The following is a 25,223-nucleotide window of genomic DNA, read 5'->3' on the forward strand; positions in this document are numbered from 1 at the left end:
CTCAGCGAACGCTCCGTTCGAGTTGGTCGACGATACGAGCGGCTGCGTTCCCGTTGCCGTACAGATCCGGCTTGGCCGGCGGATCGACGGCAGCGCGAACGGCGTCGACGATTTCGCTCGTCCCTGCGCCGACGAGGGTGTTCCAGCCGGCGTCGACCGTTTCGATCCATTCGGTCGTCTCCCGCAGGGTGACACACGGCGTATCGAGGTAGAACGCCTCCTTCTGGACGCCGCCGGAGTCCGTCGCCACACAGACCGCGTCCTCGACGAGCGTAATGAACTGGCCGTAGGTGACGGGATCGATAACGCGAGCCGACTCGGTCGCTCGATCCCAGAGTCCGTACTCCTGTAGTGCTGTCACTGTACGCGGGTGAGCGGGGAAGACGACCGGGACGTGTAACTGGCCGAAGGCGTCGATGATCGACTCGAGCCTGTCCCGATCGTCTGTGTTCTTCGCCCGGTGGACGGTTGCGAGCACGTATTCGTCGGGGACATCGAGTCCGGTCTCGATGCCGTAAAGCCGGTCTCGGATCTGTAACAGCGTATCGTACATGACATCACCGGGGACGAACACGTTCTCCGAAATTCCCTCCTGTGCGAGGGTTTCCTTTGCGTGCTGGCCCGGCGCGAAGAGGATATCTGAACAGTGATCTGTCAGACGGCGGTTGACCTCTTCGGGCATCGACCAGTCGTACGAGCGCAAGCCGGCTTCGACGTGTGCGAGCTGGGTCGACGATTTTGCCGCAACGAGCGCGGCTGCGAGCGTCGAGTTGGTGTCTCCGTAGACGAGGACGACGTCGGGCGACTCCTCGTCGACGATCTGCTCTAACTCGATCATCATTTCGGCGGTCTGGGTGGCGTGGGGACCGGACCCGACGCCGAGGTGGAACGCCGGCTTGGGTAACGCGAGTTCCTCGAAGAACACCTCGGAGAGTTCTGGATCGTAGTGTTGGCCAGTGTGAACGAGGAGTTCGTCGTGAGCGCCGCGAAGCTGCTGTGAGACGGCGGCTGCCTTGACGAACTGCGGCCTCGCACCGACGACCGACAGAACGTTCATCGAGCGGTCACCCCGTCCGGTTTTACGACTGCGTGCTGGATCATAGTCTGGTTGAACTGTATCTCGAGTGACACAGAGACAGTGTTAGTAAATAATCGCGTAACCGAGTTTCAGCTTGTACTGTCACTCTGGCAGCTCGAAACGACGATGACTGCCGGACTAGACGGAAACAGCGAGACTACGGCAGTCGGAAAATCGGGTCAACGTGGCGTTTCGCCGACTCGCGACGTGTCGTCGCTTGAGACGAGTCGCGACCCGACGCCACATCGGTTTGATCGAACTGTACAGTCGTGGGCGACTCGGAGCGGTCCGACTCCTGGCTGTTGTGCGAGGCGAACACACCGGAGCCGAGCAGTGCGAGGACGCCAAGTACGACGCTTGCGATCCCGAACAGGATTTTTCGTATGTTCATTGACATCACGTTGTTGGGGGACACGCTCGAGGGGGCCACCACGATTTCGCTCTCGTCGTCCGCGTTCGATCGAGGTGGCGTCTCGGCATGTATACGAAATCCTGTCTTCCCGGCGATGCTTAATTATACAATAGCTTATGTTCGACACGCATCACTTGATGGGCAATAGCTGCGTCCTACGCTCAGTAGCAGCACGCTACGCTGTCGTGCCGTTCGCTTTGGGGATCCTGGTATACTCTTTCCAAAACGCCCTCTGCTCAGGCGGTCCGCTGGCAGTCAGTGCCGGCGGATCCGTGACCGCCCTGTGGGCCCACACCGGGACAGCGTGACGACAGCTCGGCCCATTCAGCACAACTGTGACAACCGGCCCGATCGTCGGCTCACGTTCCTCACCGCGGAACCGTTACTCCATGTAACCGAGCCCCTTCAGCCGGTCCTCGACGTCGTCAAAGTCCTCGTCGACGTCGCCACCGGTGTCGATCTGGGCGACGGCTGCGCGCTCGACTTTCGTCGTCGCAGGGGACGTCTCCGCGGCGAACGCGTCGAACAACACTCTGCCGTCGGCGTTTTTCGGCACCGGCTCGCCGATTCCGTGCAGCAGGGTCGGTGCGATATCGACCACGCGCGCCCCGCGAAGCGTCGCGCCAGCGTCGATCGACGGCCCGCGACACAGCATGATCCCCTCGCTGCGGTGGCTCGCATCGTAGACACCGGTGTCGCCGAGGACCTCGTCGGAGACCGTGCTGCGTGACTCGTAGGTCTCTCTGCCACAGACGACCAGATCGGGAGCGTCCTCGTCGGTCGGGAACAGTTCCTCGCCGTCGAAGACCTCGAGCAGTGGCGTGCCCTCGTCGTCGGTCGCCGACTCCAGGGCAGCTTTAATATCCGCTTTTACCCGTGGGATTTCGCTCGGCGAGACGATGCCATCCTCGAAGCGGTCGCTGTCGTTGATATAGCAGTTCCCGGTATCGTGGACGAACGCGACGGTGCGGTCGAAGTCGACGTCGTAGAGGGCGTGATCTCCGGGGATCTGTGCGGCCACCGAGTCGACCAGCTGTCGGGGCAGCGACTCGACGAGCGTCTTTTCAGTGATTCCCACGCGACTGAGCGCGCTGGTGATCGCGTCCCGAGAGATCCCGAGGCTTGCGAGTGCGCCGCGCGTCCCGTCGTCTTCGCGGCGAAACAGGTAGCCTTCTTGCTCGAGAATCCGGTTGACGTAGACGAGCTGGTCGATCGGACCGAAGCCGTGATCGGAGACGACGTAGAGGTCCGCGTCGTGGTCGTCGGTGTACTCCATGACTTCGCCGAGGATTTCATCGAGTTGCTTGTAGTGTTCTAACAGCCGATCCATGTCCCAGATGAGGTGCTGGAACCGGTCGGGAGCGGTGTAGACGAAGAAAAACAGCTGCCAGTCCTCGCCGGCCCGGTCCATCTGGAGACGCATCAGGTCGCGGCGTTTCGCCAGCATGTCGTCGACGGCGACCTCGAAGTCGTCCAGCCGGTCGCCGTACTTGTGATAATCGAGACTGATCTCGTAGTCAGGAATCCGAGATTCGATCTCGGCTTGCAGGTCGGGTGGCCGCGCGAACTCCCGATCCGTCGAGGGCGTCATCATGCCCGTGACCATGGTGCCGTCGATCTCGCGGGCCGGATACGTCATCGGAACGTTCCCGACGTGAGAGGGGCCGAGCAGATCCCACAGCGCCGGCTGTGCGAGGTCGTGGCTCGTGTACATCTCGTGGCTGTACTCCGACGAGAGGTTTTGAAAGCCGTAGATGCCGTGTTTGTCCGGCCAGACTCCCGTTGCGATCGACGGCCATGCGAGTGGCGTCGTCGGCGGACGAGTGCTCTCGAGCGTGCCCGATGCGCCCTCCTCGCGCATCCGGGCGACGTTCGGGAGTTTGCCCTCGTCGCTCCATTGCTCGATGAGTCTCCACGGCACGCCGTCGAGTCCGAGCACGAACGCTCGCTCGGAAGGGGCTGTAGGTCCGCTCATGATTACAGTATGAGACGTCGAAGACGCCTGCTGTCCCCCACGTTGGCCGAGTTCCGCTTTGTTATAGAGATGATTCACCACCCAGGGCAACTGACGTGTCCCTGTTCGATGGCATTAATACACGTCTCAGGGGCTGTTCTGCCCCGTTCTACGCATGTTATCAACACACATGCTGGTGGGCGTCGCCGGCTGTGAAAAGACGGGCATAACAAAGCCCGCTACGGGTGACGGACCCGGATATGGCACCGGTTCAAACCAGGTGGTTGCTGTGGGAAGCGTAGTGCTCTCTCTCGATGCAGAACTCGGCTGGGGATTTCACGATCTCCCGAATCCGCCAGCGAAACGGGTTGCTGCCGGTCGTCGGGGCTGGTCAGTCATGGTCGATCTGCTCGAGGAGTATCGGATTCCGGCGACCTGGGCAGTCGTCGGCCATCTCATGCTCGAGTCCTGTGATGGGAGACATGCCGATCACCCAGCCCCCGATGGCTGGTTCGAGCGGGAACGAACCGACTGGCAAGATCGGGAAGAGATCCGCTTTGGCCCCGATCTCGTCCGGGACGTCCTCGAGTCGGACGTCGATCACGAGTTCGCCAGCCACTCCTTTTCGCACGTCCTCTTTGGACGCCCGGAGACGGATCGCGAACTCGCGGTCGCCGAACTCGAGCGCAGCCTCGAGATCGCCGCTGACTGGAACCAGTCGGTCGACTCGTTCATCTATCCGCGCAACGCAGTGGGACATCGAGACGTGTTGGCTGAACAGGGAATTACGGCCTATCGCAGCCGGTCACCGACCCGATACGGTATCCGGTGTATCTTCGACCTGACGGTGCTTAACAAGTCGTTGCTCGTGACACCGACGATCGATGAATACGGACTCGTTGACATTCCAGCCTCGCTGTTTCTCTTCGGATTCGAGGGCTCTGTACGGACGGTCGCTGAATCGGTCTGGGACGATCCGATGGTTGCGCTCGCTCGTTACGGCATCGATCAGGCGACAGACCACGACGGGATCTTCCATATGTGGCTCCATCCCAACAACCTGACACACGAGCGTGATGACCGGCGCATGCGGGCGATCCTGTCCTATCTCGCACAGCGCCGTGCCGAGACCGACCTCACCGTCGAGACGATGGCCGACGTCGTCCACCGCGTGACTGGCGGGATCACTGCTGAAGCCGACGTTCGACCGACGATGAGCCGGAGCTGACGCAGTTCTTTTGGTCTCGCCTGTTTTGGATGCCGGTCCGTACAGATTCGCTCGCGAGTTGCGTCGGATCGACCGCTCCCTCGTGTCGTTCGGCGCGCTCAATGAATGAGCACACTACACGAGTGCCACGAACAGATACGACGCCGATAACAAAGCCCGCTGCCGCCCCGTGTGCGAGCAGATGGCACCAACGCTTCTGAATCGGTTGACAGACTCGAGCGCGCTGTCGCTTGGCATACTCGGCGTCGGGAACATCGGGCTGGTACACCTGAAGTCGGCAGTCGCGATGCCGGGCGTCGAGGCCGTCGCCGCTGCCGACGCCGTCCCCGAGAACCGCGATCGAGCCGAACGCGCCGGCGCTTCGCGCACGTACGACGATTACACGACACTGCTGGCCTCGGAGGAGCTGGACGCGGCAGTCGTTTCCCTTCCGCCGTTTCTCCATGCCGACGCGGTCGAGCAGGCTGCCGATGCCGGTGTCGATGTCTTCGTCGAGAAGCCGCTGGCGCGCTCGACAGACGAGGCCGACGAGCTGCTCGCGACCGCTCGCGAGGCAGACATCGCCGTCGGCGTCGATCACACGCTGCGCTACCAGCCGGATATGGCCGGTGTCAAAACCGCCTACGACGAGGGTCGGGTCGGCCACGTTCCCTACGCCTCGATCACCCGACTCAACGACGGACCGCTCGGCCGACCGCCGGCAGAGCGCGCACCGCCGTCGTGGCCGCTCGACCGGGAGGCGGCCGGCGGCGGCTCTTTACTCGAGCTCGGCGTCCACTGCTTCGACGTCTTGGAATGGCTGTTCGGCGAACTCGAAGTGCGTGATGCGTCGATGGGACGAACGCTCGAGGTCGACGTCGAGGACGCCGCGACCGTGCTCATGGACGCCCCGGAGACGGGAACGACGGTCACGCTCCATTGTGGCTCCTACCAGTGGGAACAACTGCCCGAGGTCAACACTCGACTGCGTCTCGAGGGCATCACTGGTACGATCAGCAATCAGGACCACTTGCCCGAGAACTTCTATGCCAGCGCGGCCAAATCCGCCCTCTCGAACGTTGCGAGCCGATTCACGCGTGACGAACCTGCTGTCTTCGGGCCGACGTTCTACCTGCAGGCCCACTACGACGCGCTGGCGGACTTCTGTGATGCGATCCGCGAGGACGAGACGCCGCCGGTCGACGGGGCCGACGGTCGACGCACGCTCGCACTCGCCGAGCAGGCCTACGAGTTGGCCGCACAGAAGAGCGACGCTGACGCCGACACACTCGAGCCGCCGGAGGTGACCCTATGAGCGCGGCGTCGGTCCGCGCGGTCGCCGTCGACGCGGCCCGCCGCGGCGGCTGGATTCCGGACATCGATGCCCGGCTGACTCACCTCGAGTCGTCCATGCGAGATGTTTTGTCCCCTTCGCTCGAGGCGCTCGCCGACGCCGATCGGATCACGCTCGTTCCCGACGCCCACTACCCGTTTCACCCCTCCTCGGGAATGGTCACCGATCCAGCCGTCATCGGCGCGATGGTCGCTCATCTCGAGGACGAGACCGATGCCGAGATCGCCGTCGCGGGCGCGAGCGACGACCGGATCGCGTTCGACCGAACGGCGGACTATCTCGGCTACACGAGCCTGCTCGAGCGATTCGACGCGACGCTCGTCGATCTAGCGGACGAACCTCGACTCGACGAGGTCTGCTCGGTCGACGGGACGCCGGTCGCGCTCTCGGTTCCCGAGCGGCTCGTCGAGAGTACCGTCGTGGTCGTCCCGTCGCTTCGACCGACTGCCGCGGGACCGGTCGCCGGTGCGATGCGCACGCTCGCGGCGTCGATCGACTGCGACGCGACGCCGGCTCGCGTTCCCGTCGCAACGAGACCCATCGTCGACCCCGCGGTCGCCATCGTCGACGCGACGACCGCCTACGGCGGCGAGCCGGTCGCGGCAAACGTCCTGTTTTCGGGTTCGCCATCGGCGGTCGACGCCGTCGCGAGTTCATTACTCGGGCGCTCACTCGAGACCGACGACGCGCTGAAGACGGTCCGCGAGGACGAGGAGCCGGTGTCTGTCGAAAGCGAGACCGTCGATTTCGATCGGCTTCGGGCCACGATCCCGGACGGCGATCTGCCGCCTTCGGATTCACCACATCCAGCCGTCTCGACCGCCTACCGCGTCTACGCGGCGGTCGCGGGCGACGCCGTCCCGCCACAGATCGAGGGAGGTCAGTGACCGCGATGGCCGACACACCGACTGCGGCGGTCACGGGCGCGACCGGCTTTCTCGGCTCGCAACTCTGTGAGCGCTTGCTCGCCGAGGGTTGGGAGGTCCACGGACTCAGTCGACCGACCTCGGATCGGGACGGGCTTGAGGGGGTCGAGTGGCACGTCGGCGACCTCGCCGACGACGAGACGTTGCGCTCGCTCGTCGACGGGGCCGACGTCGTCTTTCATCTCGCGGGGATCGGTCTCTGGAGTGCTGGCCCCGAGACCATCTGGGAAGTCAACCGTGACGGGACCGAGCGGGTGCTCGCAGCCTGTCGCGACGGCAGCGTGGGACGGGTCGTCTTTACCAGCACCGCCGGGACGCGCCGACCGCAGGGGGACGACGACGTCGCCGACGAGACGGACGTGGCCGACCCGATCGGAGCCTACCAGTCCTCGAAGGCCGCGGCTGAAGAGCTGGTCGACCGCTACGCACGAGCAAATGGGGACGCCGTCACCGTCCACCCGACGTCGATCTTCGGCCCTGGCGACGAGGCGTTCACCGCCCAGCTGCTCGCGATGGGTGTCGAACGGACGATGCCGGCCCATCTCCCCGGCGGGCTGAGCATCGTCGGCGTCGCGGATGTCGTCGACGGACTGGTGGCAGCCGCCGAACACGGCACCAGCGGCGACCACTACATCCTCGGCGGCGAGAACCTCACCTTCGATCGCGCGGTCGCCCGGATCGCCGACGCGACCGACGGGTCGCCAGCACGGATTCGTGTTCCTGCGACCGCGATCCGCGCTGCCGGGCCCGTCGCCGAACTCGTCGGCACCGTCGCCGATCGGCGCGTGTTCCCCTTCGATCGAGAGATGGCCGACCTCGCGACCCAGCGGCTGTTTTACACCTCGAGAAAGGCAAACGAGGAGCTGGGATACGAGTATCGACCGCTCGAGGCTCACGTGCCTGACGCGATGGAGTGGTATCGGGCGGACGTGCAGTAGCGTCGAACGACAGCGTCTCCGTTCGTCGGGCTCCGAGTGGCCCTACTCGAGCCAGACCCCTCCCTGTACGTGCCGTGTCTCGCTTTCTGTCCCAGTCTCGACTGCCTGTCCCGTGGCCGCCTCGTAGACCGCGAGCATTCGATCCGCTGTCCGGTCGATGCTCACCTCGCGGGCAGCCTCACGACCGTTCGATCGCTCGTCGCGCTCGAGAACGTCGATGAGCCCCCGAAGCAACTCCTCGTCGCTCGAGGCTACGTGGGAGGGTTCGACGCCGGCGAGTCGTTCCTGGACGTCGCCGACGTCCGTGGCGACGACGGGGCAGTTGCAGGCGAGCGCTTCTTTCACCGAGTTGGGCGAGCCCTCGCTGTCGGAGGTCAACAACAGCGCGTCGGCAGCGTTCATGTAGTCCGCAACGGCGTCGTGGGCGACGCCGTGGACGGTTCGGAGCCGCACCGGTCGCTCGAGGAGGTTGCCGACGACTGTCACGATCCGTTCGGCCCGCGGGTGGTTTTTCACCTCGCGGGCCGGCGGGTAGGGAAAGAGCACGTCGGCGGCGTCGGTGTCGTCCCAGCCGACCCGGCGTTTGGCCTGTGCCTGTGGCTTCGGCGTGAATCGCTCGAGGTCGACACCGTCGGGAATCACCCGACAGTCGATCCCGAGTGTCGTACGCATTTCTTCGGACATAACGACGACTTCGTCGCACAACCGCGCCGACAGCCGGCTGATGGGGGCGACGGGACCGTGGACGTCCGAGCCCCACAGCGAGAGGACGACCGGTTTGCGAAGCTGGGCGAGTGCCATCGGCCCCGTCAGCCCGTAGTGGGCGTGGATCAGATCGTAGTCGCCGGTTCTCGCCTCCCGGATCACCCGCGGGACGGTCCGGAGGTAATCCGTCGGGCTGCGGTCGACGTCGGCGGCGACCTCGCCGGCCACCGAGAGCGTCGAAAACGAGACGCCTCGTTCCTCGAGTGCAGCCATCTGCTGGGTCATAAACGGCGCGTCCGCGTACGTGGTGAGGGTGAGGACGTCCATGTCGACTGCCGGGCGAAACGGCCCGCCCGCGTTTTGTTATCCGGCGTGGTGCAGGCGCTGACGCGCTGGTCAATGCGTGAATACGCATCTCGTCCGCTCGGCGGCGCAGCCAACGGCGATGGTTTCTCTCACGTACACGGACCTGTTCGAGTCGCAGACGAGCGCGCTCTAGCGGGCCCGCCTGTAGCGATCCGATTACAAAGAGCTGCGGACGGGTACTCGAGCGCGATGCGGATCCTCGTCTTGGCGAATACGCCAGCCCACGTCCATCTGTATCGACACGCCGTCGACCGCCTCGAGCGAGCGGGCCACGACGTACTCGTGCTCACCAGGGAGTACGCCTGTACGATCGACCTACTCGAGTACTTCGAGTTGCCCTACCGGGTGTATGGTGACCACCGGACGGAGGGGTACTCGAAACTCGGATTCGCTCGCGAGGTGGGTGGGCAATTCCTGACGATCGGTCTCGAAGCGCTCCGGTTCGATCCCGACGTCGTCTTCGGGCGGGGGCCTTACGCGGCCTACGCCGGCACGCTCTCGCGGACGCCGATCGTCCTCGTCCTCGACGACGAGCCCGGCGACTTCAACCACACCGTCTCTCAGCCCTTTGCCGACTGTATCCTCTCGCCAGCCGTGACACGCCGCGATCTCGGCGACGCCCACTACACCTTCGACGGCTTCAAAGAATGTGCCTATCTCCACCCCGACGTTTTCGAGCCTACTACCGACGTCCGGACATACCTCGACGTCGATCCGGACGAGCCGTACGTGCTGGTTCGATTCAACGCCCTCGATGCACTGCACGACGCTGATCTCGAGGGGTTCCGTCCCGACCAGCGACGGGACCTGATCGAACGACTGAGCGAGGTCGCGACGGTCTTCGTCTCCGACGAGGGCGACGAGTTGGACCTTCGAGAGTTGCCGGCACGGCCCTACGACCTCCATCCCGCGTTGATCCACAACGCGATGGCCGACGCCGAGTTGCTGGTTGCCGACACTGGCACCATGGCCACCGAGGCCGCGCTGCTTGGCACCCCGGCGTTCCGGTATCGCGGCACCGACGACCACGAGTACGGTGAGTTCCAGGCACTCGAGCGCGCCGGCCTCGCCGAGCAGTTCGACAGCTACGAGGCGGTTCGGGATCGTTCGCTCGAGGTGCTCGCCGACGACGAGATCGCCGAGCGGTGGGAGCAACGCCGACAGGAGTACGTCGGCGACCTCGTGAACCTGACCGACCTGCTCGTCGACGTGGCAGAATCCCGCGGCACCGTCGAGCGACTCGACCGATCGACGAAGCAAGTGTTACAGCCCCGATCACGGACGATATAACGTCGCTACCAAGGTGTGACGCCGGGGCGGTCGAACTGATCTGCGAACCAGACAGTGGTCGATCTGTCACGAAAAACTTATATCGATCTCCAGAAAAGAGCCGGGTAGCTCCGTTCTATGAGTCTCTCTACACTACTCACTGGCCTGTTTTCGGAGACTGAGACCGCGACCGAGCGGTCGAAGATCGACGCAGCTGACGAGAGCGGTGACGGCGTCGATTCGGTCACGGTGGTCTGTGAGTGTCGACACTGCGGAACGAACGTCCCGACCGGAACCGCCCAGTGTCCGACCTGCGAAAGCAACGAGATCGTCACTTACTCCATCGAGTAAGCCGGCGCTCGAGCGTCGCCGTCGCTTGGCTGACTGTTCTCGTCACACGACACCTCGAGGTCCTCGTTTGCCTCGGCATCGAGCCGGATGGCACTGCCAAGCGAGACGAGTCCGAGCAGGGTGGCGACGAACGACGAAAGACCGCCAGCAAAGGCATCGTCGCCGCGGACCGCTCGGACAGCCGAGCCGACGAGGCCAGCCAGTCCGCCGGCCAGTCCCAGCGAGCCGACAGCGTAGTAGACGACGGCCGGGTTGAACGAGCGGACCACATATCGGGTCTTCAACCGCCAGTAGAAGCTCCGCAGCAACAGCAGGGAGACGAACCGGATGAACGGGCCGTATTTGATGCTGCTGTCCTCGTCGCCGTAGATCGCCGACATGGGAACGTCGGCGACGCGACACCCTGCGACGTTTAAGTGTGTCAGCAGGTGATTGAGGAAGCCGTACTGGTCAGTAATCTCGTCGAGTTCGAGTCGTTCGATCGTCTCGCTCGAGATGGCGGTGTAGCCGTTCTGGGGATCGCCGAGCGACCAGTAGCCCGACGCGAACTTCGAGAGGCCGGTGAGCATCGCGTTCCCGACAAAGCGGAACGTCGACATGTCCTCGCGGTCGTCAGCGTGAAGCAGCCGATTCCCCTTGGCGTAGTCGGCTTCACCGGTCACGACCGGGTCGATGATTCGATCGAGGATTGTCGGGTCCATCTGCCCGTCGCCGTTCATCACTGCGACGACATCGATATCGTCTGCGACGGCGCGGCGGTAGCCGGTTTTGACCGCCCCGCCGTAGCCCCGGTTTTCCGCGTGGCGGATCGGCACGACGCGTCGCTCGTCGCCACCGTCGGTCGCCGTGAGCGCCTGATCGGCCACCTCGCTCTCGGCGTTGACTCGCGTTGCGACCCGCTGGATCACCTGCCAGCTGCCGTCCGGCGACGCATCGTCGACGGCGTAGACCCGATCGACGAAGTCGGGAATCGTCTCGATGACGCGACCGACGAACGCCGCCTCGTCGTAGGCTGTCACGACGACAGCGATCCGTTTTCCCTTATACATCGTTGCCTCCGTCGGTTGTCGCGCTCCTCGGCCCGGCCCCATCCCGGGTGGCGCTGTCGCGGCCACGCGAGCCACGCGGCGGCCGTCCGCCGCTCGAGCCCGCCAGATCGTACTCCCGATGGGCGGTCTCCGAGAGGTCAACCGCGTCCCGACCGTCGACGACGACCATCGGCTCGAGGGCGGGCCAGTCGATTCGCTCGAACGCCGCGTGGGGCGTGACGAGGACGGCAGCGTCGAACGCCTCGTCGGGGAGCTCGTCGATCGCCACCGACCGTGCGCCGTAGTCAGCTGGGTCGACCAGCGGGTCGATGCCGGCGACCTCGGCCCCGCGCTCGGACAGCGTGTCGATGACGCCCAGTGCCGGGGAAGCGCGCGTTTCCTCGACGCCCGGGCGGTACGTGACGCCGAGGACGACGACCGACGCGTCCGCGAGGTCGGTGTCGATTGCTGCGAGTTCTCGCTCGAGGCGGTCGACGACGACTGCGGGCATCTCGTCGTTGACCTGGCGGGCCGTCTCGGTGACGGCCATCGGCTCGTCGGTGCGACCGAGCAGGAAGTGTGGGTAGTACGGAATGCAGTGGCCGCCGACGCCGGGACCGGGATCGTGAAGCTGACACATCGGCAGGTCGTTAGCCGTGTCGATCGCTTCGCGGACCGAGATCTCGAGTTCGTCTGCGAGCCGGCCCAGTTCGTTTGCCAGCCCGATGTTGACGTCCCGGTAGACTCCCTCGAACACCTTGACCGCCTCCGCGGTCGTCGCGTCCGAGACAGGGTGGACGTCGTTGTCCGAGAGTTCGTCGTAGACGATCGTCGCTGCGCGCGTACTCTCCGGGTCGAGACCGCCGACGACCTTGGGGTACTGGCCGCGGATGTCGCGCAAGGCGGTGCCCGAAGACGTCCGTTCGGGACAGAAGGCGAGCCCGAACGTGTCGGGCTCGAGGCCGCTCTCGCTTGCGAGATGGGGTTGTAGCACGTCACGGCAGGTTCCCGGCGGCAGGGTCGACTCGGCGATCACTAAATCGCCGGGTGCGAGCCCGGCTGCGATGTCGTCGACGACCGACTCGACCGTCGTGAGATCGGGCTCGTTCTCGTCGTCCAACAGCGTCGGGACGATGATAACGTGAATCTGGGCCGCCGTGGCTGCCGCCGGGCCGTCGGTCGTGGCCACGAGCCGCCCCGAATCGACCTGCTCGGCGACGAGGGCATCGAGTCCGGGCTCGCCGACGACGTGACTCTCACCGTCGGTGATCGTCTCGACGACGGCAGGGTCAACGTCGACGCCGGTCACGTTCCCCGTCGTCTCGGCGTAGACCGCCGCCAGCGGCAGCCCCATCTTGCCGAGTCCGTAGACGGCGACCGGAACCTCGCCGCTTGTCAGACGCTCGCGCTGTCGGTCGGGCGACAGCCTCGAGCCGTAGAGCCGGTCAGTCGCCTGGGTGCCGGTGCCAGCGCTCGTGTCGGTCGAACGCTCCGCCATCAGACTTCCACCTCCGGTTCCCGTGACGACTCGCCGTCCGCATCGTCGCTTGTCCCCATCGCGAGCCGGTCGATCAGCTGGACAGTTTTGAGCGCCTCGATCCCGTCTTCGACCGTTACCTCGGGATCGGAGCCGGTTCTGGCTGCCTCAACGAACGACTCGAGTTCGTTGCGAAGCGGCTCGCCGGTGTCGACGCGGGGCCGTTCGACGACGCTCTCGTGGCGATACCGGGATTGACCATCGTCCGCGAGGTATTCGGGATAGGAATCGCGGTGGATCAGCACTGACTGCTCGAGATAGTCGACTTCGACGAGACACTCCCGAGCGGTCACGGTGAGCCGGCGTACTTTCTTCTGGGTGACGCGACTCGCCGTCACCGTCGCGACGACGTCATCGTACTCGATCGTCGCGGTAGCATACTGGCCGTCGTCAGTGCCCATCGCGGCGACGGAGTGGGGTCGCTCGTCGAGGATCGCGCCGACGACGTCGACGTCGTGGACCATCAGGTCGTAGATGACGTTACCTGGTGCCACGCGATCGATCGGCGGCCCGAGTCGTTCGGCTGCAACGCTGATCACATCTAAGTCGTCGATCAGCTCCGCGACAGTCTGCACTGCCGGGTTGAACCGCTCGATGTGGCCGACCTGCAAGACCAGCCCCGCGTCGTGTGCCTGTTCGGCCAGCTTTCGACCCTGTTGGACGGTTTCGGCGATCGGTTTCTCGACCAAGACGTGAACGCCAGCCTCGAGACAGGTCGAGACCGTCTCGTAGTGAGCATGTGTCGGGACGGCCACCGTCACGACATCACAGCGCTCGAGAAGCGACTCGAGCGAGACTGCTTCGGTGTCGTACTCGTCGGCGACGCGGCTGGCAACCTCGTCGTCGTGGTCGGTGACGCCGACCAGTTCGACACGGGGCAGTTCGGCGTACACCCGCGCGTGGTTTTCGCCCATCGAGCCGACGCCGATGACGCCGGCCCGGGTCTGTTCGTCGGTCGTCGCGTCAGCTACTCGATCCGTACTCATTGGGTGGTGAAGTGATCTCGCACTGCTTCGACGACGGTTCGCCTGTCGCCGGTCGATAGCTCCTGATGGACGGGCAGTGACAGCACCTCGTCGGCCGCCCGTTCTGCCGCGGGGAGCTGTGCCGCAGCGGTGCTGACCGTCTCGTAGGCCGGCTGGCGGTGGATCGGTGTCTCGTAGTAGATTCCGGTGCCGACATCTCGTTCCTCGAGCGTCGCCGCGAGCGCGTCCCGGTCGTCCGTCCGCACCGTATACTGGTGATAGACGTGTCGTCGATCGGTCGGCACCGTCGGCGTCTCCAACGGGAGGTCGGCGAGCTCCTCGTCGTAGAACGCGGCGTTCTCGCGGCGTGCGCGGTTGCATCTGGACAGTTGCTCGAGTTGGACGCGACCGATCGCCGCTGCGATACTGGTCATCCGGAAGTTGTGCCCGAGGGCGACGTGGTCGTAGCCGCCGGTCCCGCTGACATCCCGACCGTGATTGACGAAGCTCGCTGCGCGGTCAGCGATGTCGTCCCGGTCGGTGACGACCATCCCGCCCTCGCCGGTGGTCATGTTCTTGGTCGGGTAAAACGAGAAACAGGCCGCATCACCGCAGGTGCCGACGCGGTCGCCGTCGACTTTGGCTCCGTGGGCCTGGCAGGCGTCCTCGACGACGAACAAGTCGTGCTCGTCGGCGATCGCACACAGGGCGGGCATGTCGGCTGGCAGTCCGTAGAGGTGGACCGGCAAGAGCCCGACGACGTCGTCCCGGTTTGCGAGAATTCGTCGGACGTCGGCGGGATCGAGCGTATACGTCTCGGGATCGATATCGGCGAAGACGGGCGTGCCGCCGGCAAGTCGAATCGCGTTCGCGCTCGCGACGAACGAAAACGGCGACGTGATTACCGCTGCGCCGTCTTCGAGCCCGACCGCCTCGAGTGCGGCGTGTAACGCGGTCGTCCCGTTCGACGTCGCGACCGCCGCGTCGGTCCCACAGTAGGCCGCGAATTCCTCCTCGAAGGCTCTGACTTCCGGTCCGTCGGCGAGCCGACCGTCCTGGAGGACAGTCTCGACCCGCTGGATGGCCTCGTCGCTAAGCGTCGGGTCGGCGATCGGAACGGGCGTCGACGCCCGTCCAGTCTCACCGTCGGCCGTCGGATCAGATTCAGGCCCGGTCCCGGCGTCGATGCTGGACTCGGCCTCGGGGTTCGTATCGGTGTCCGTCATGCGAGCTGATTTGCCCTATCGAGCGGGTCCGGAAGTGGCTGGACGGTCGCCGGCGTGCCGACAGCTAACGTGTTAGCCGGGACGTCGTCGGTGACGACCGCGCCGGCGGCGACGAACGCGTTCTCGCCGATCGTCACACCCGGCAACAGCGTCGCGTTCGCACCGATCGACGCGCCGTCGGCGATCGTCGGGCCCTCGAGTCCGGCGTCGGTCCGGATCGGATACTCGTCGTTCGTCAACACGGCACCCGGGCCGACGAAGACGTTGTTGCCGATCGTCGTCTGCGTTGGGACGTAGACGTTCGTCTGCAGGCTGACGTGTGAGCCGATCTCGGTTTGGCCGTCGATAACCGTCTTGGTGCCGACGAGCACGTCGTCGCCGATCGTCGTCCCTTCGCGGACTAAGACGTCGTGTCCCGTCACGAACCCGTCGCCGATCGTCACGTCGCTGTAGACGATCGAACCGGCTCTGATCGTCGCACCGTCACCGATCCGAGCCGGCTCGTCGAACTCGCCGTAGCCGACCGTCGCGTCGTCGTCGATCGTACACCCATCACCGGAGACGACATCTCGTACCGTCTCGCTCATCGAATGCCACCTCCAGTCCTGTCGTGGCTTCCCCAACGGTCGCTCGAGCGACCGTGACGGATAATCGAGGGGGACGTTTGAGCCGCTCCGTGGCGTCGTGAGTGGTCGCGTATTCGTTGCATAGTCTAATCGATACCCGCGTGGGTGATCGTGCAGACACAGCCGGTAACGAGGCTTTGTTATCCCCGGCTTGCGGGGGGTGTAGCCACGAACTACGGTATTATCGGAGTGGTTCCTCGCGCAAGCGGCGTGAGCAGGCCGCGTGCGGCCACGAACGAACGGATCGGTCCCGTTCCCAGCTAGAAACATTGGATTGAGCGTCTGTCACGGGCGCTAACTGGTACAAATCCCTTTCGCGAGGGTAGTCGAGTGATAGTAAAGTGTCACAGTCTGGCACTCGGTGGTGTGAGGTATCCGAGTACATTCGTCCGCCGGAATCGGTACCGGAGACGACGGGACGAGGGGAGCGATGTCTGAGACCGAACTCACCCAGGCCAAACTGTTCGACGTCTTTAGCAACGCGCGGCGACGACGAACAGTTCAGTTCCTCAAACGACAGGGCGGTTCCTGCGATCTCGCGCCGCTCGTCGAGCAGGTCGCTGCCTGGGAAAACGACACCGATCCCGACGACGTGACCCGAACCCAGCGCCGGCGGGTCTACATCTCGCTGTACCAGACCCATCTGCCGATGCTCGAGGATCACGGTATCGTCGACTGGGATCCGGAGGGGCACGAGATCGAGTTGCTCCCGAACGCGGAACGGTTCGAACCCTACCTCGATCGGCACCTCGAGAGCCAACACGCGTGGCACCGCTTCTATGCGGTCGCCACGGCTCTCGGCGTCGTCGCGTTCGGGCTCTCGTGGCTCGCGGTCGGGCCGTTGACGACGGGCCTCGCGCCGATCGTGGCGCTGGCACTCTGCATCGTCGTGTTCGCCCTCTCGGTGGCCCAGCACGTGTCACGTCGTCCCCTCGCCGAGCTTCCGCTTGGCCGTACGAGCCGGTAGCCCGTCTGAGATCGTAGCAAGACCTCGAGTGTCCGTCACTCGAGGCGCGAAATCGAACCTCCTCGCGGGCCTCGACTCGCGGAAAGTCCGCACTCAGCGCGGCGGATATCACCCCTCGGTCACGTTCACCCAGAAGTGAGTTTCCTCTGCCGCGTTTTCGTTCGTCGGGGTGGCTGGCGGTTCGTCGTGATAGAGTAAGACACTGATCCGAACCGTTTCGCCGGCTCCTGCCGTCGGTGTCACCGATCGCTCGTTGCGTGCGGTCGCACCGTCCGCGACGGTCGTGTTGAACCGTTGTAACTCGGCTCGCTCGACGACGGCATCGTCCTCGAGGGTCTGTTCTTGGATGACAACCGTGTAGTCCTGCTGAGCTCGTTCGTGATTTTCGATCGCGACGGTCACGGGAATCGATGTCCCTGGCGCGACCTCGCTCGGGAATTCGCCGGCGACCAACTCGCCGTCTTCGGTTTCGCTATACAACGCGAGTTCCGTGTATCCACCCGCCGAGACGGGCAGCAACACCCCTATGAACAGTGCGCTGACTGCCGCCCCGATCGCGATCACGAGGACGACTGACGACAACGTTACATTCGCACTGCGGAGTCGCCCGAGACTCCTGATCGGCGCGACGGTAAAGCGCTCGGTGTCCGGGGTTCGAACCCGTCGCACGACGCCGAGTTGTGCAAACACGACCGTCACGAGTGCAAGCGCCGCGGTGATCGACGCTGCGGTCAACCCCCAGTCGGTGACCGGCAAGACGAGGACGATCACCGGCGCGATCGCAAGCGATAGGACGAAGGCCAGCCCCATGCGTTCGGTGACGTCGATTCCGCGGGGGCGGGCCTCCGCTGCCGTCGCCGCCGTTCTGTTCGCGCGTCGCTTGTCGGTCGGAAACAGTGTCGATACGAACGCATATCCCGGAAGAAACAGGACAAGCGGCACCATCGCAAACAAGCGGAGCTCGCTTTCGGTTCCGAATCGCGTCACCAGCAGATACGCGACGACCGCACCGACCGAGACGGCTGCGAGATCGAATGGGTAGCGGCGAACGATTCCAAACCGCAGCCAGGTTCTCGCTCGATGACTCATCGACGGTTCACCGGCTGTCGCTGTTTGGCATCCGAGTTCGGTCCCTGTACGGAGAAGACGAGTGCCATACTCGTTGGAGGATGCAGTCTTCCGTGCTTTGTTATGACCGTGTTACCGACACGACCGGCTCGTACGGGCTGCTGTCACTGTGTCCCAGTAGGTCAGCCTGACGGGTCCGCGACCCGCAGACACCCACTGGCAAGCGTCCCTCTCAGTGTGGTCAGTCGTCCCAACACTGTCGCTACCGCGTTACTCGCTCTCGGTATCGTCTTACCGAACGCCTGGTTTAGAAGTCGACGTACTGTTCCTCCCACTCCCGGCGAGCTTCGATCTGTTCTCGACCGGCATCGGTGATCGCGTAGTAGTTCGTTCGTCTGTCGAGCTGTCCTTTCTCGACCAGCTCTTTATTGACGAGCGTATCGAGATTGGGGTACAACCGCCCGTGATTGATCTCCGAGCTGTAGTACGTCTCGACCTCGTCTTTGACGGTCTGTCCCGACGGACGGTCAGCCCCTGCGATCACGTACAGCAGGTCGCGCTGGAAGCCGGTCAGATCGTGCATTGCTCAATCACACTGACCGTTCCACTGAGTGGATATTTGTTATCCGTATCATACAGTGACCCTTCCGTCTGTTTACACTGTGTTACTCGAGCGTAACTGCGGTTTCTCGTGACAGTCACTCGATCGTCAGCGGGGCCGTTGTGACGGAGCTCGAGAGAGATATCGGCTAGGCAACGCTACTGGAGAGGGCAGTGAACGAATAGCCATCACGTCGGTGATACGCTCGTCGGCTGTCAGCTGTCTCTCTCTGCCACCGCGACGTTGATGCCGTCCGCATCGATTCGAACCTGAAGGACGTCGACGGTCGACTCGTAGGCAGTCGTATGCGAGCCGTCGTCTTCGAACCGCACGCATTCTTCGATGAGATCGCTCTCGAGGAGATTGTTGATCCGTCGGTACACCGTCGCCGACGAGCTCTCCGTTCGTTCGGTCAGTTCCTTTGCCGTCTTTGGCCCTTCGCTCGTTGCGATGAGGATCGTCCGGGCACAGTCGTCTCCGAGGACGTCGAGTTGGGCCGCTGGATCGGCGGTCGATTCCGATCGGGTGTTACTCGCTTGTGTTGACATTATTGTGATCACCCGTCTCCGTTTCAGACGGGGCGCGTCTGTTCGCTCTGCGAGAGGTGTCGATTCGAGAGGGCCGAGATACTGCCGACCGTCACCGGACGTGAGAGTCGCCGAGACCGTCCGGCGAACCCACCGTACGGACAGCCCACAGTATCGCTGGACCACCACTGCCGGGGATACCACGATTACATTCCGACACGAGAATCGGTAAGCGATAGTGGTATTTTATAACGATGTACCTTACAGACCGCCGCCACTTCGTTACACGACGTAAGATCGTATTTCGAGTCGGAAACTACAGCTTTCAACACCGTCCCCGCGTCGTCAACGAATGGTTTGATCACTGAATAGACGCCAATACGGCTGAATTCGGATTGAGGTCGAACGGCTGGTACTCGACGACAGTCAGGGTACAACCCTGCTACTGGCCGATATCGGCCAGCAAGGGGTTGTTTCCAGGTTCCCGAAACCAACACCTTCCATGAACAGTCAACGTCCTTTATTCGCGTTTGCTTCCCTCGATACGACGATGCCCGGACGGGTATTACGCTGGATGAACGGTCTCGTCGCTGGATCGGAGCTGAGCGTGACTGGTTCCGCTTGCGGCGAGACCATCGATACCCGTCCGAGTACACACCCCCCAAACCCATGAACGCCAACCAACACGACTGGAAGCCTATGGAATCGTCGACAGCCGGCGCTCGATGCCGAAACTGTGGGTCACACGTCACACAGCAGTTTGCTCGAGTCTTCGGTGACAACGGCGATATCGTCCATGGCTGCCCGTCCTGTACGACGTATCGGGAGATGCAATCCGGCGGCCATCTCCCCAGGGAATAAGTGCACGACCGTCCGCGTGTTTTCTATAGGAACAACTGAACTCGTTCACACACGGACCTACAGCAATCGTGCGAGCAGGTGCGCACTGATGGTCAGTGGCAACTGTAGCAGCCTTCGCTTCTCGAGCGTACCAACGCCCCGTTCTTCGAGCCCACATCTTCGATCAGTGATGGGCACGGCAGACTGAGACGGACGCCTGTCAGTGGATGTCTGCGGGGCCGCGACCGCCCTGAAGGTGATCGATATATCGGAATAACAGACCGTCTAAGTGCCTGTCTGTACCGTCTTCCTACCACAGATCACATGGGTCTCGATCACGTGGGCTCCGTCAGCATCCACCGTAACCTGCAAAAGTTAAAGTTAGTGGTCAGTGAAGTGGGGATACATGGTCATTGGTGGTGGACGGTCCCTCGAGAACCCTCGCGTCTTCTCTCTCATCGATGTCAGTTCAAACGAACAGAACTGAGCCGCTCGAGGAGAGTGAGGTCTTTCACATCCTCGGCAACGATAGGCGGCGGGCTATCGTCCAGTTGCTCGCAGCGGAGGGTGGGCAGATCGACGTCTCAGACGTCGCGACCGAGATCGCCGCGACCGAGTCGGATACCTCGTCCGTTCCGAACAACCTCTATAAGAGCGTCTACGTCTCTCTCCAACAGACACATCTCCCGCAACTCGAGGAAGACGCCGTGATCGAGTACGATTCCGACGCGAAGACGATTCGACCTGGCGACCACTTCGACGACGTTCTCCAGTACGTCGACGGCCACGCGGACGACTCTTCCCGCGTCTTGCAGCTCCATCTCGGACTCAGTACCATTGGACTTGCGATCATCGCGCTGGCCGGTCTCGAGGCCCCTGTGTTCTCGAGTCTCGATCCGGTGCTCTCGAGCGTCATGATGTTTCTCGCCGTTGCCGCAAGCAGCCTGTATCAACTGCTCGGGTAGACGAGTCGGTGACCACTGAGACGGGCTCCTGTCCGTCGGTGTCGGCGGGTCCGTGTCCCGCTGTGCGGTCCCACCGGGAATCAGTCACCGCAGGTTGGCTGACGGCTCGCTGGCTGCACGGCGGTCGAAGCCGACTGTCCAGTCCCCGCTCACGTCGACTGCGAGAAAAGACGCGTGTCCGGTAGTGCGGCAGAGTGGTGACGAACCGAACTGTAACCGATTAGTCGGCCGTCATGTTGCTATCGGCTCCGTCATCGAAACCGTCGTCGGTTCCGTTGATGCCGATCTCGTCTTCGTCCGTCTCGTTTTCGTCGACGCCTTCTTCGACACCAACACCGTCAGCTTCGGTCAACTCGATCGTCGCGACTTCGCCAGCTTCGTCACCCAGCACCATGTGGATGTACTCGCCAGGCTCGAGACCGGTCGTGTCGACCTCGAACTCGACGATTTCGCTGGCACCGCTCTCGAGAGTCACGTTCTGCTCGGCGACGAGGTCACCCTCGAGACGGAACTCGATCGTCTCAGTGCGTTCCGCATCGGTGGGGTTCGAGACGTTTGCCGTCACGGTGATGTTCTCACCGATCGTGGCGTTCTCTGGTGCCTCGAGATCACTGATGTTGAACGCGGTCGCCTCGAGACCGTCCTCGACTTCTACTTCGTCAGTGGCGTTCTCATCGGCGACTTGCTGTTGACCGGTGACGTTGTCGTCGCCGAGGTCGTCGTCAGCCGGTTCTTCCTCGGAGGCGTTGTCTTCGTCCTCCATCATGTCGTCTTCAGCGACTGGCGCTTCTTCGGAGGCGTTGTCTTCGTCCTCCATCATGTCGTCTTCAGCGACTGGCGCTTCTTCGGAGGCGTTGTCTTCGTCCTCCATCATGTCGTCTTCAGCGACTGGCGCTTCTTCGGAGGCGTTATCCTCCTCAGTGAGGTTGTCTTCATCGTCTTCCATCTCGTCTTCGACCGTCTCTTCGTCGGCTGGCGTCTCCTCAACAGTGACGTTGTCAGCTGAGACGTCGCCGTCAACGATGTTGTTTATCTGATCGATGATCCGATCAGTGTCAACATCTTCACCGACGACGGCCATGTATACGGTGATGTTCTCGAGGGTTACGTCCTCGATGGTGGGGTTCTCGACCGTGATGAAGATCGGCTGTCCCTCACCGTCGACCGGGGGTTCAGCCACCGGCATCTCGTCAGCTGGTTCCTCCTCGGAGACATTATCTTCAGCTTCGGAGACGTTGTCTTCGTCATCCATCGTCTCGTCTTCGGCGACTGGCTCTTCGTCGGAGACGTTGTCCTCCTCAGTGGGAGTGTCTTCCTCATCCATCATGTCGTCTTCGGCGGTCGGCTCTTCGTCGGAGACGTTGTCTTCCTCATCCATCGTCTCGTCTTCACCGACTTGCTCTTGGGTGACGGTATCCTCAGCTGCACCCTCGACGGTGACCACTGCCTCGTCGGTCACCGGTTCGCCGTCGGGCGTGAGGAATGGAACGTCTTCCTCACCCTCAGTTTCGACGAAGTCGTACGTCTCGTTCTGGTTCGTATCGCGATGCGGCATCGCGATCAGGGTCTCACTCTCCTCGAGCGGGTCGTCGAGCGTCACGGTGACGTTCTCGTGCGTGCCCGCTTCGAGGTACTCGGAGGTACCGATGACGCTGCCGATAGCGTCGCCAATGAGGAGGCTACTGTTGTGGATCGTCACGAACCCGGGGCTCGCCAGCGTGACGTTCTCGACGACGACCGTCTCGCCGTCGGTCGTCTGATTGTTGAACGTCACGTACGCGGGCTGTTGGGCGGACTCGTTGTCCGCGGCATCAGTTTCGTTGTCGGCGGCCGGTTCGACAGCTCCCGTCTCGTTCGTTGTTTCGTTTGCCGTTTCGTTTGCTGAGTCGTACCCGTCCGCGCCGGTGTCGCTGCTCTGAATGGCGTTGCCGCTCGTTGCGGCTGTCACCATCGCCCCGCTCGAGCAGACGAGCATCAGCGCAGTAAGTACGACGAGCACCTGATTGCGTGCGTTCATGGTTGCCGTAAAGGCATCTTCCCCGTCGTTCGTACAGCGGATAAACCAGCAGAACCATTACGCTGAGAAATCGGATACTACGGCTCAGCGGGCGCGTACACAGTGGCAGCTTCGCTCACGGAAAACAACGATTGTTGATAGGAACGATCCCCGCTAGTCGTCGTAGGTCTGTTCGGACGATTTCGAGGCCGTCGGTTCGTGGCCCGGCAGACAAACCAGATTTTCCCGCCCGAGACGCAGTTTCGTGACCTGATCGTCCTCCTCGAGGTCGGCGAGCAGTCGGCTGACCTTCGCTTTCGACCAGTCGACGGAGTCAACGATGTTCGACTGTTTCATCCGGCCGCCGTTTTGCTGGAGCAGTTGACACACACGCTCCTGGTCGGTCAGAAACTCCTCGTGGTCTGTCTCCGGATCGGTTGTGAGCGAGGCTGCGTCCCCGTATCGGTTTCGTGCGACGAGTACCGCTCCGAGAAGCGCAAGCGCGAGCATGCCAACGAGCGCGGCGAGATGGGCACTGCCATCGAGTTGGAGCGGTCGGATCGACCACGATGCGAACCCTGCTCGAGAGCCCGTGCCCGCGACAGCGACGATCGCGTCGCTGGTCGACGGAATGAACGCTGCGATGGACGCTCCAACCCAGTGATAGCTGCTCATGGCTGTGGGGAATCCGTAGTCGCCTCGTTCATGTCCTGTACGGTCGTGACCACTCTACAAATCCTTTTTTATAGCACATATGCTGTTAGTATTCTATCTGTATCTCTTCCCGAACGTGAATTCCGCTCGACCAACCGATACCGAGATGCTGTTGTCGCTGGCCAGCCACTCCGACTGGGAAGCCGTCGACTCGGCCCGCAATCGTCCGGGCGAAACAGTCGCCAATCATGGGATAGACCGCCTTTGTTCAACGAACCGAATAAACTAGACCGGACGTTTGAGACGGTTAGTGCGGATTTGCCTCGGATTTCCGGAGTAAAGAACCGTTGGTGAGACTCTCTCCGAAGCAAACACGACGCGACGAGTCGCGCGTCTCGGTCGGTTCTGACTCCGTTCCTCATCGATTTCGTGTTCGACACACCGACGAGCGTCAACCGGCGGCGCACCGATCCTGTCGGACCGAAGGACCGAATTCAGCTATACGACTCGCTTCCGCGGTGTTCGTTGGCTGGGCCGGCTTCCTCGTCGGTCAGTGCCGTCTCCTCACCGACCAGTGACCGAATCCCCGACTCGAGGCCGACTCGGCTCTCGAAGCCGAGTTCGCGCGTCGCTTTCGACGTGTCCGCGCCGCTGTGTCTAATGTCGCCAGCGCGGGGTTCGCGGTGGACGATCGGCGACGACGATCCGATCGCGTCGCGGATCGTCTCGGCTACCCCCTCGATCGTCGTTCGCTGACCCGTACCGACGTTGTACGCTTCGCCGACCGCGTCGGTCGTCGCCGCCTGCAGGTTCGCTCGGACGACGTCGCTGACGTGAACGAAATCACGGCTCTGCTGGCCGTCTCCCTCGATCGTGATCGGCTCGTCAGCCCGCGCCTGCTCGAGAAACGTCGAGATGACGCCGCTGTAGGGCCCCTGCTGGCGCGGTCCGTACACGTTGAAATATCGCAACGCGACGGTCTCCAGTCCGTACAGCTCCTCGTAGAGGCGGGTGTACTGGTCGAGTGCGAGCTTCTGGACGCCGTAGGGCGAGGTCGGATCCGTGCGTGCCGTCTCCGACACTGGGAGTTCGTCGGGGTGTCCGTAGACCGCCGCACTCGAGGCGACGACGACCCGGGCGTCCTCCTGACGGGCCTGCTCTAGGAGTAGCAGGCTCGCCTCGAGATTGGTTTGGTTGCTCCGTCGGGGCGCGTCGACGCTCTGGGAGACGCTGACGAGCGCGGCGTGATGGAAAATGATGTCGACGCCGCGGGCGGCCTCTTGGAGGGCGATCGGGTCGCGAACGTCGCCCTCGATCACCGTTACGTCCTCTGGGAGGTAGGCCCGATCACCGGTCGTGAAGGTGTCGAGGACCCGAACCTCGTTGTGCGGGCACAGGGCGTCGACGAGGTGGCTGCCAATAAAGCCTGCACCGCCGGTCACGAGCACTGTTCGGTCGCGAATCGCTGGCGAGTCCATCCCGCCTCGCTACCAGTACCTCGCTGTTTAGTATCCGACTCGTACCCCCTGTCTCTGCTGTCGGTCTCGCGCGGAAGGCACTGCCTACAGGGCCGTCTGTCGCCAGTGTACAACGACACCTGGCGACTCGAGCGGCCCCACGATTCGTGTTTGTTATTACATATGTTGTTACGCGTGCGAACGCG

General features: G+C 63.2%; 23 protein-coding genes. 8 read left to right on the forward strand and 15 right to left on the reverse strand.

The window, feature by feature from the left end; genetic code table 11:
* Position 1: 1 nt before the first annotated feature.
* The 3 genes from wecB to ACERI1_RS09355 form a co-directional block, all read right to left on the reverse strand.
* Positions 2–1,057 (reverse strand): non-hydrolyzing UDP-N-acetylglucosamine 2-epimerase, encoded by a 1,056-nt coding sequence (gene wecB, locus ACERI1_RS09345; protein WP_373617850.1) that lies wholly within the window; start codon positions 1,055–1,057, stop codon positions 2–4.
* Positions 1,058–1,235: 178 nt separating this feature from the next.
* On the reverse strand, positions 1,236–1,469 hold the full coding sequence (locus ACERI1_RS09350; protein WP_373617851.1) for a hypothetical protein: 234 nt from the start codon (positions 1,467–1,469) through the stop codon (positions 1,236–1,238).
* 403 nt (positions 1,470–1,872) lie between these two features.
* Positions 1,873–3,465, reverse strand: coding sequence for an alkaline phosphatase family protein (locus ACERI1_RS09355; protein ID WP_373617852.1), 1,593 nt, complete (start codon positions 3,463–3,465; stop codon positions 1,873–1,875).
* A 268-nt stretch (positions 3,466–3,733) separates the two neighbouring features.
* Between ACERI1_RS09355 and ACERI1_RS09360 the strand changes: the two genes are divergently transcribed.
* From ACERI1_RS09360 to ACERI1_RS09375, 4 genes are all read left to right on the forward strand, one after another.
* Entirely contained in the window at positions 3,734–4,672 is a 939-nt protein-coding gene (locus tag ACERI1_RS09360) for a polysaccharide deacetylase family protein (RefSeq protein ID WP_373617853.1), read from the forward strand.
* A gap of 181 nt (positions 4,673–4,853) precedes the next feature.
* Positions 4,854–5,966, forward strand: coding sequence for a Gfo/Idh/MocA family protein (locus ACERI1_RS09365; protein ID WP_373617854.1), 1,113 nt, complete (start codon positions 4,854–4,856; stop codon positions 5,964–5,966).
* The gene (locus ACERI1_RS09370) at positions 5,963–6,892 is read left to right on the forward strand and encodes a DUF362 domain-containing protein (RefSeq protein WP_373617856.1); all 930 of its coding nucleotides are present in this window, start codon (positions 5,963–5,965) and stop codon (positions 6,890–6,892) included. Before ACERI1_RS09365 ends, ACERI1_RS09370 begins: the two co-directional genes overlap by 4 nt.
* Positions 6,893–6,897: 5 nt before the next feature.
* Positions 6,898–7,869 carry an NAD-dependent epimerase/dehydratase family protein gene (locus ACERI1_RS09375; RefSeq protein WP_373617858.1) on the forward strand — a complete coding sequence of 324 codons (972 nt, stop codon included), beginning with the start codon at positions 6,898–6,900 and terminating at the stop codon, positions 7,867–7,869.
* 42 nt (positions 7,870–7,911) lie between these two features.
* On the opposite strand, the gene ACERI1_RS09380 is transcribed toward ACERI1_RS09375, so the two are convergent.
* Complete coding sequence (locus ACERI1_RS09380) at positions 7,912–8,901, reverse strand: glycosyltransferase (protein ID WP_373617859.1); 990 nt, start codon at positions 8,899–8,901, stop codon at positions 7,912–7,914.
* 228 nt (positions 8,902–9,129) lie between these two features.
* Here ACERI1_RS09380 and ACERI1_RS09385 point away from each other — a divergent pair, with 228 nt between their 5' ends.
* Both ACERI1_RS09385 and ACERI1_RS09390 read left to right on the forward strand, forming a co-directional pair.
* A complete protein-coding gene (locus ACERI1_RS09385) occupies positions 9,130–10,230 on the forward strand; it encodes a DUF354 domain-containing protein (protein ID WP_373617860.1) in 1,101 nt (366 codons plus the stop codon).
* A gap of 117 nt (positions 10,231–10,347) precedes the next feature.
* Positions 10,348–10,560: a hypothetical protein gene (locus ACERI1_RS09390; protein WP_373617861.1), complete on the forward strand. Its 213-nt coding sequence runs from the start codon at positions 10,348–10,350 to the stop codon at positions 10,558–10,560.
* On the opposite strand, the gene ACERI1_RS09395 is transcribed toward ACERI1_RS09390, so the two are convergent.
* Genes ACERI1_RS09395 through ACERI1_RS09415 form a run of 5 tightly spaced genes read right to left on the reverse strand, consistent with a single transcriptional unit; the run spans position 10,545 to position 15,903 of the window.
* The gene (locus ACERI1_RS09395; RefSeq protein ID WP_373617862.1) at positions 10,545–11,609 is read right to left on the reverse strand and encodes a glycosyltransferase family 2 protein; all 1,065 of its coding nucleotides are present in this window, start codon (positions 11,607–11,609) and stop codon (positions 10,545–10,547) included. The two genes, ACERI1_RS09390 and ACERI1_RS09395, sit on opposite strands and share 16 nt — an antisense overlap.
* Positions 11,602–13,086, reverse strand: coding sequence for a nucleotide sugar dehydrogenase (locus ACERI1_RS09400; RefSeq protein ID WP_373617863.1), 1,485 nt, complete (start codon positions 13,084–13,086; stop codon positions 11,602–11,604). The genes ACERI1_RS09395 and ACERI1_RS09400 overlap by 8 nt, the downstream gene beginning before the upstream one ends.
* Positions 13,086–14,111: a Gfo/Idh/MocA family oxidoreductase gene (locus ACERI1_RS09405; RefSeq protein ID WP_373617864.1), complete on the reverse strand. Its 1,026-nt coding sequence runs from the start codon at positions 14,109–14,111 to the stop codon at positions 13,086–13,088. The genes ACERI1_RS09400 and ACERI1_RS09405 overlap by 1 nt, the downstream gene beginning before the upstream one ends.
* Complete coding sequence (locus ACERI1_RS09410; protein ID WP_373617865.1) at positions 14,108–15,316, reverse strand: DegT/DnrJ/EryC1/StrS family aminotransferase; 1,209 nt, start codon at positions 15,314–15,316, stop codon at positions 14,108–14,110. The genes ACERI1_RS09405 and ACERI1_RS09410 overlap by 4 nt, the downstream gene beginning before the upstream one ends.
* Positions 15,313–15,903: an acyltransferase gene (locus tag ACERI1_RS09415; protein WP_373617866.1), complete on the reverse strand. Its 591-nt coding sequence runs from the start codon at positions 15,901–15,903 to the stop codon at positions 15,313–15,315. The genes ACERI1_RS09410 and ACERI1_RS09415 overlap by 4 nt, the downstream gene beginning before the upstream one ends.
* Before the next feature lie 469 nt (positions 15,904–16,372).
* Here ACERI1_RS09415 and ACERI1_RS09420 point away from each other — a divergent pair, with 469 nt between their 5' ends.
* Positions 16,373–16,909 (forward strand): hypothetical protein, encoded by a 537-nt coding sequence (locus ACERI1_RS09420; RefSeq protein ID WP_373617867.1) that lies wholly within the window; start codon positions 16,373–16,375, stop codon positions 16,907–16,909.
* A 108-nt stretch (positions 16,910–17,017) separates the two neighbouring features.
* Here ACERI1_RS09420 and ACERI1_RS09425 read toward each other — a convergent pair whose 3' ends face one another.
* The 3 genes from ACERI1_RS09425 to ACERI1_RS09435 all read right to left on the reverse strand — a co-directional run bounded on the left by ACERI1_RS09425 (position 17,018) and on the right by ACERI1_RS09435 (position 19,126).
* On the reverse strand, positions 17,018–17,998 hold the full coding sequence (locus ACERI1_RS09425; protein WP_373617868.1) for a DUF1616 domain-containing protein: 981 nt from the start codon (positions 17,996–17,998) through the stop codon (positions 17,018–17,020).
* 286 nt (positions 17,999–18,284) lie between these two features.
* Positions 18,285–18,560, reverse strand: coding sequence for a PadR family transcriptional regulator (locus ACERI1_RS09430; RefSeq protein WP_373617869.1), 276 nt, complete (start codon positions 18,558–18,560; stop codon positions 18,285–18,287).
* Positions 18,561–18,793: 233 nt separating this feature from the next.
* The gene (locus tag ACERI1_RS09435; RefSeq protein WP_373617870.1) at positions 18,794–19,126 is read right to left on the reverse strand and encodes a helix-turn-helix domain-containing protein; all 333 of its coding nucleotides are present in this window, start codon (positions 19,124–19,126) and stop codon (positions 18,794–18,796) included.
* 1,280 nt (positions 19,127–20,406) lie between these two features.
* Here ACERI1_RS09435 and ACERI1_RS09440 point away from each other — a divergent pair.
* Positions 20,407–20,910: an ArsR family transcriptional regulator gene (locus ACERI1_RS09440; protein ID WP_373617871.1), complete on the forward strand. Its 504-nt coding sequence runs from the start codon at positions 20,407–20,409 to the stop codon at positions 20,908–20,910.
* Positions 20,911–21,130: 220 nt separating this feature from the next.
* Here ACERI1_RS09440 and ACERI1_RS09445 read toward each other — a convergent pair whose 3' ends face one another.
* The 3 genes from ACERI1_RS09445 to ACERI1_RS09455 form a co-directional block, all read right to left on the reverse strand.
* Positions 21,131–22,927 carry a hypothetical protein gene (locus ACERI1_RS09445; RefSeq protein WP_373617872.1) on the reverse strand — a complete coding sequence of 599 codons (1,797 nt, stop codon included), beginning with the start codon at positions 22,925–22,927 and terminating at the stop codon, positions 21,131–21,133.
* Between the two features lie 153 nt (positions 22,928–23,080).
* Positions 23,081–23,581, reverse strand: coding sequence for a helix-turn-helix transcriptional regulator (locus ACERI1_RS09450; protein WP_373617873.1), 501 nt, complete (start codon positions 23,579–23,581; stop codon positions 23,081–23,083).
* 473 nt (positions 23,582–24,054) lie between these two features.
* The gene (locus tag ACERI1_RS09455) at positions 24,055–25,038 is read right to left on the reverse strand and encodes an NAD-dependent epimerase/dehydratase family protein (RefSeq protein WP_373617875.1); all 984 of its coding nucleotides are present in this window, start codon (positions 25,036–25,038) and stop codon (positions 24,055–24,057) included.
* Between the last annotated feature and the right edge of the window lie 185 nt (positions 25,039–25,223).

Origin of the sequence: Natrinema sp. HArc-T2 (assembly GCF_041821085.1) — an archaeon.
Lineage (GTDB): Archaea > Halobacteriota > Halobacteria > Halobacteriales > Natrialbaceae > Natrinema.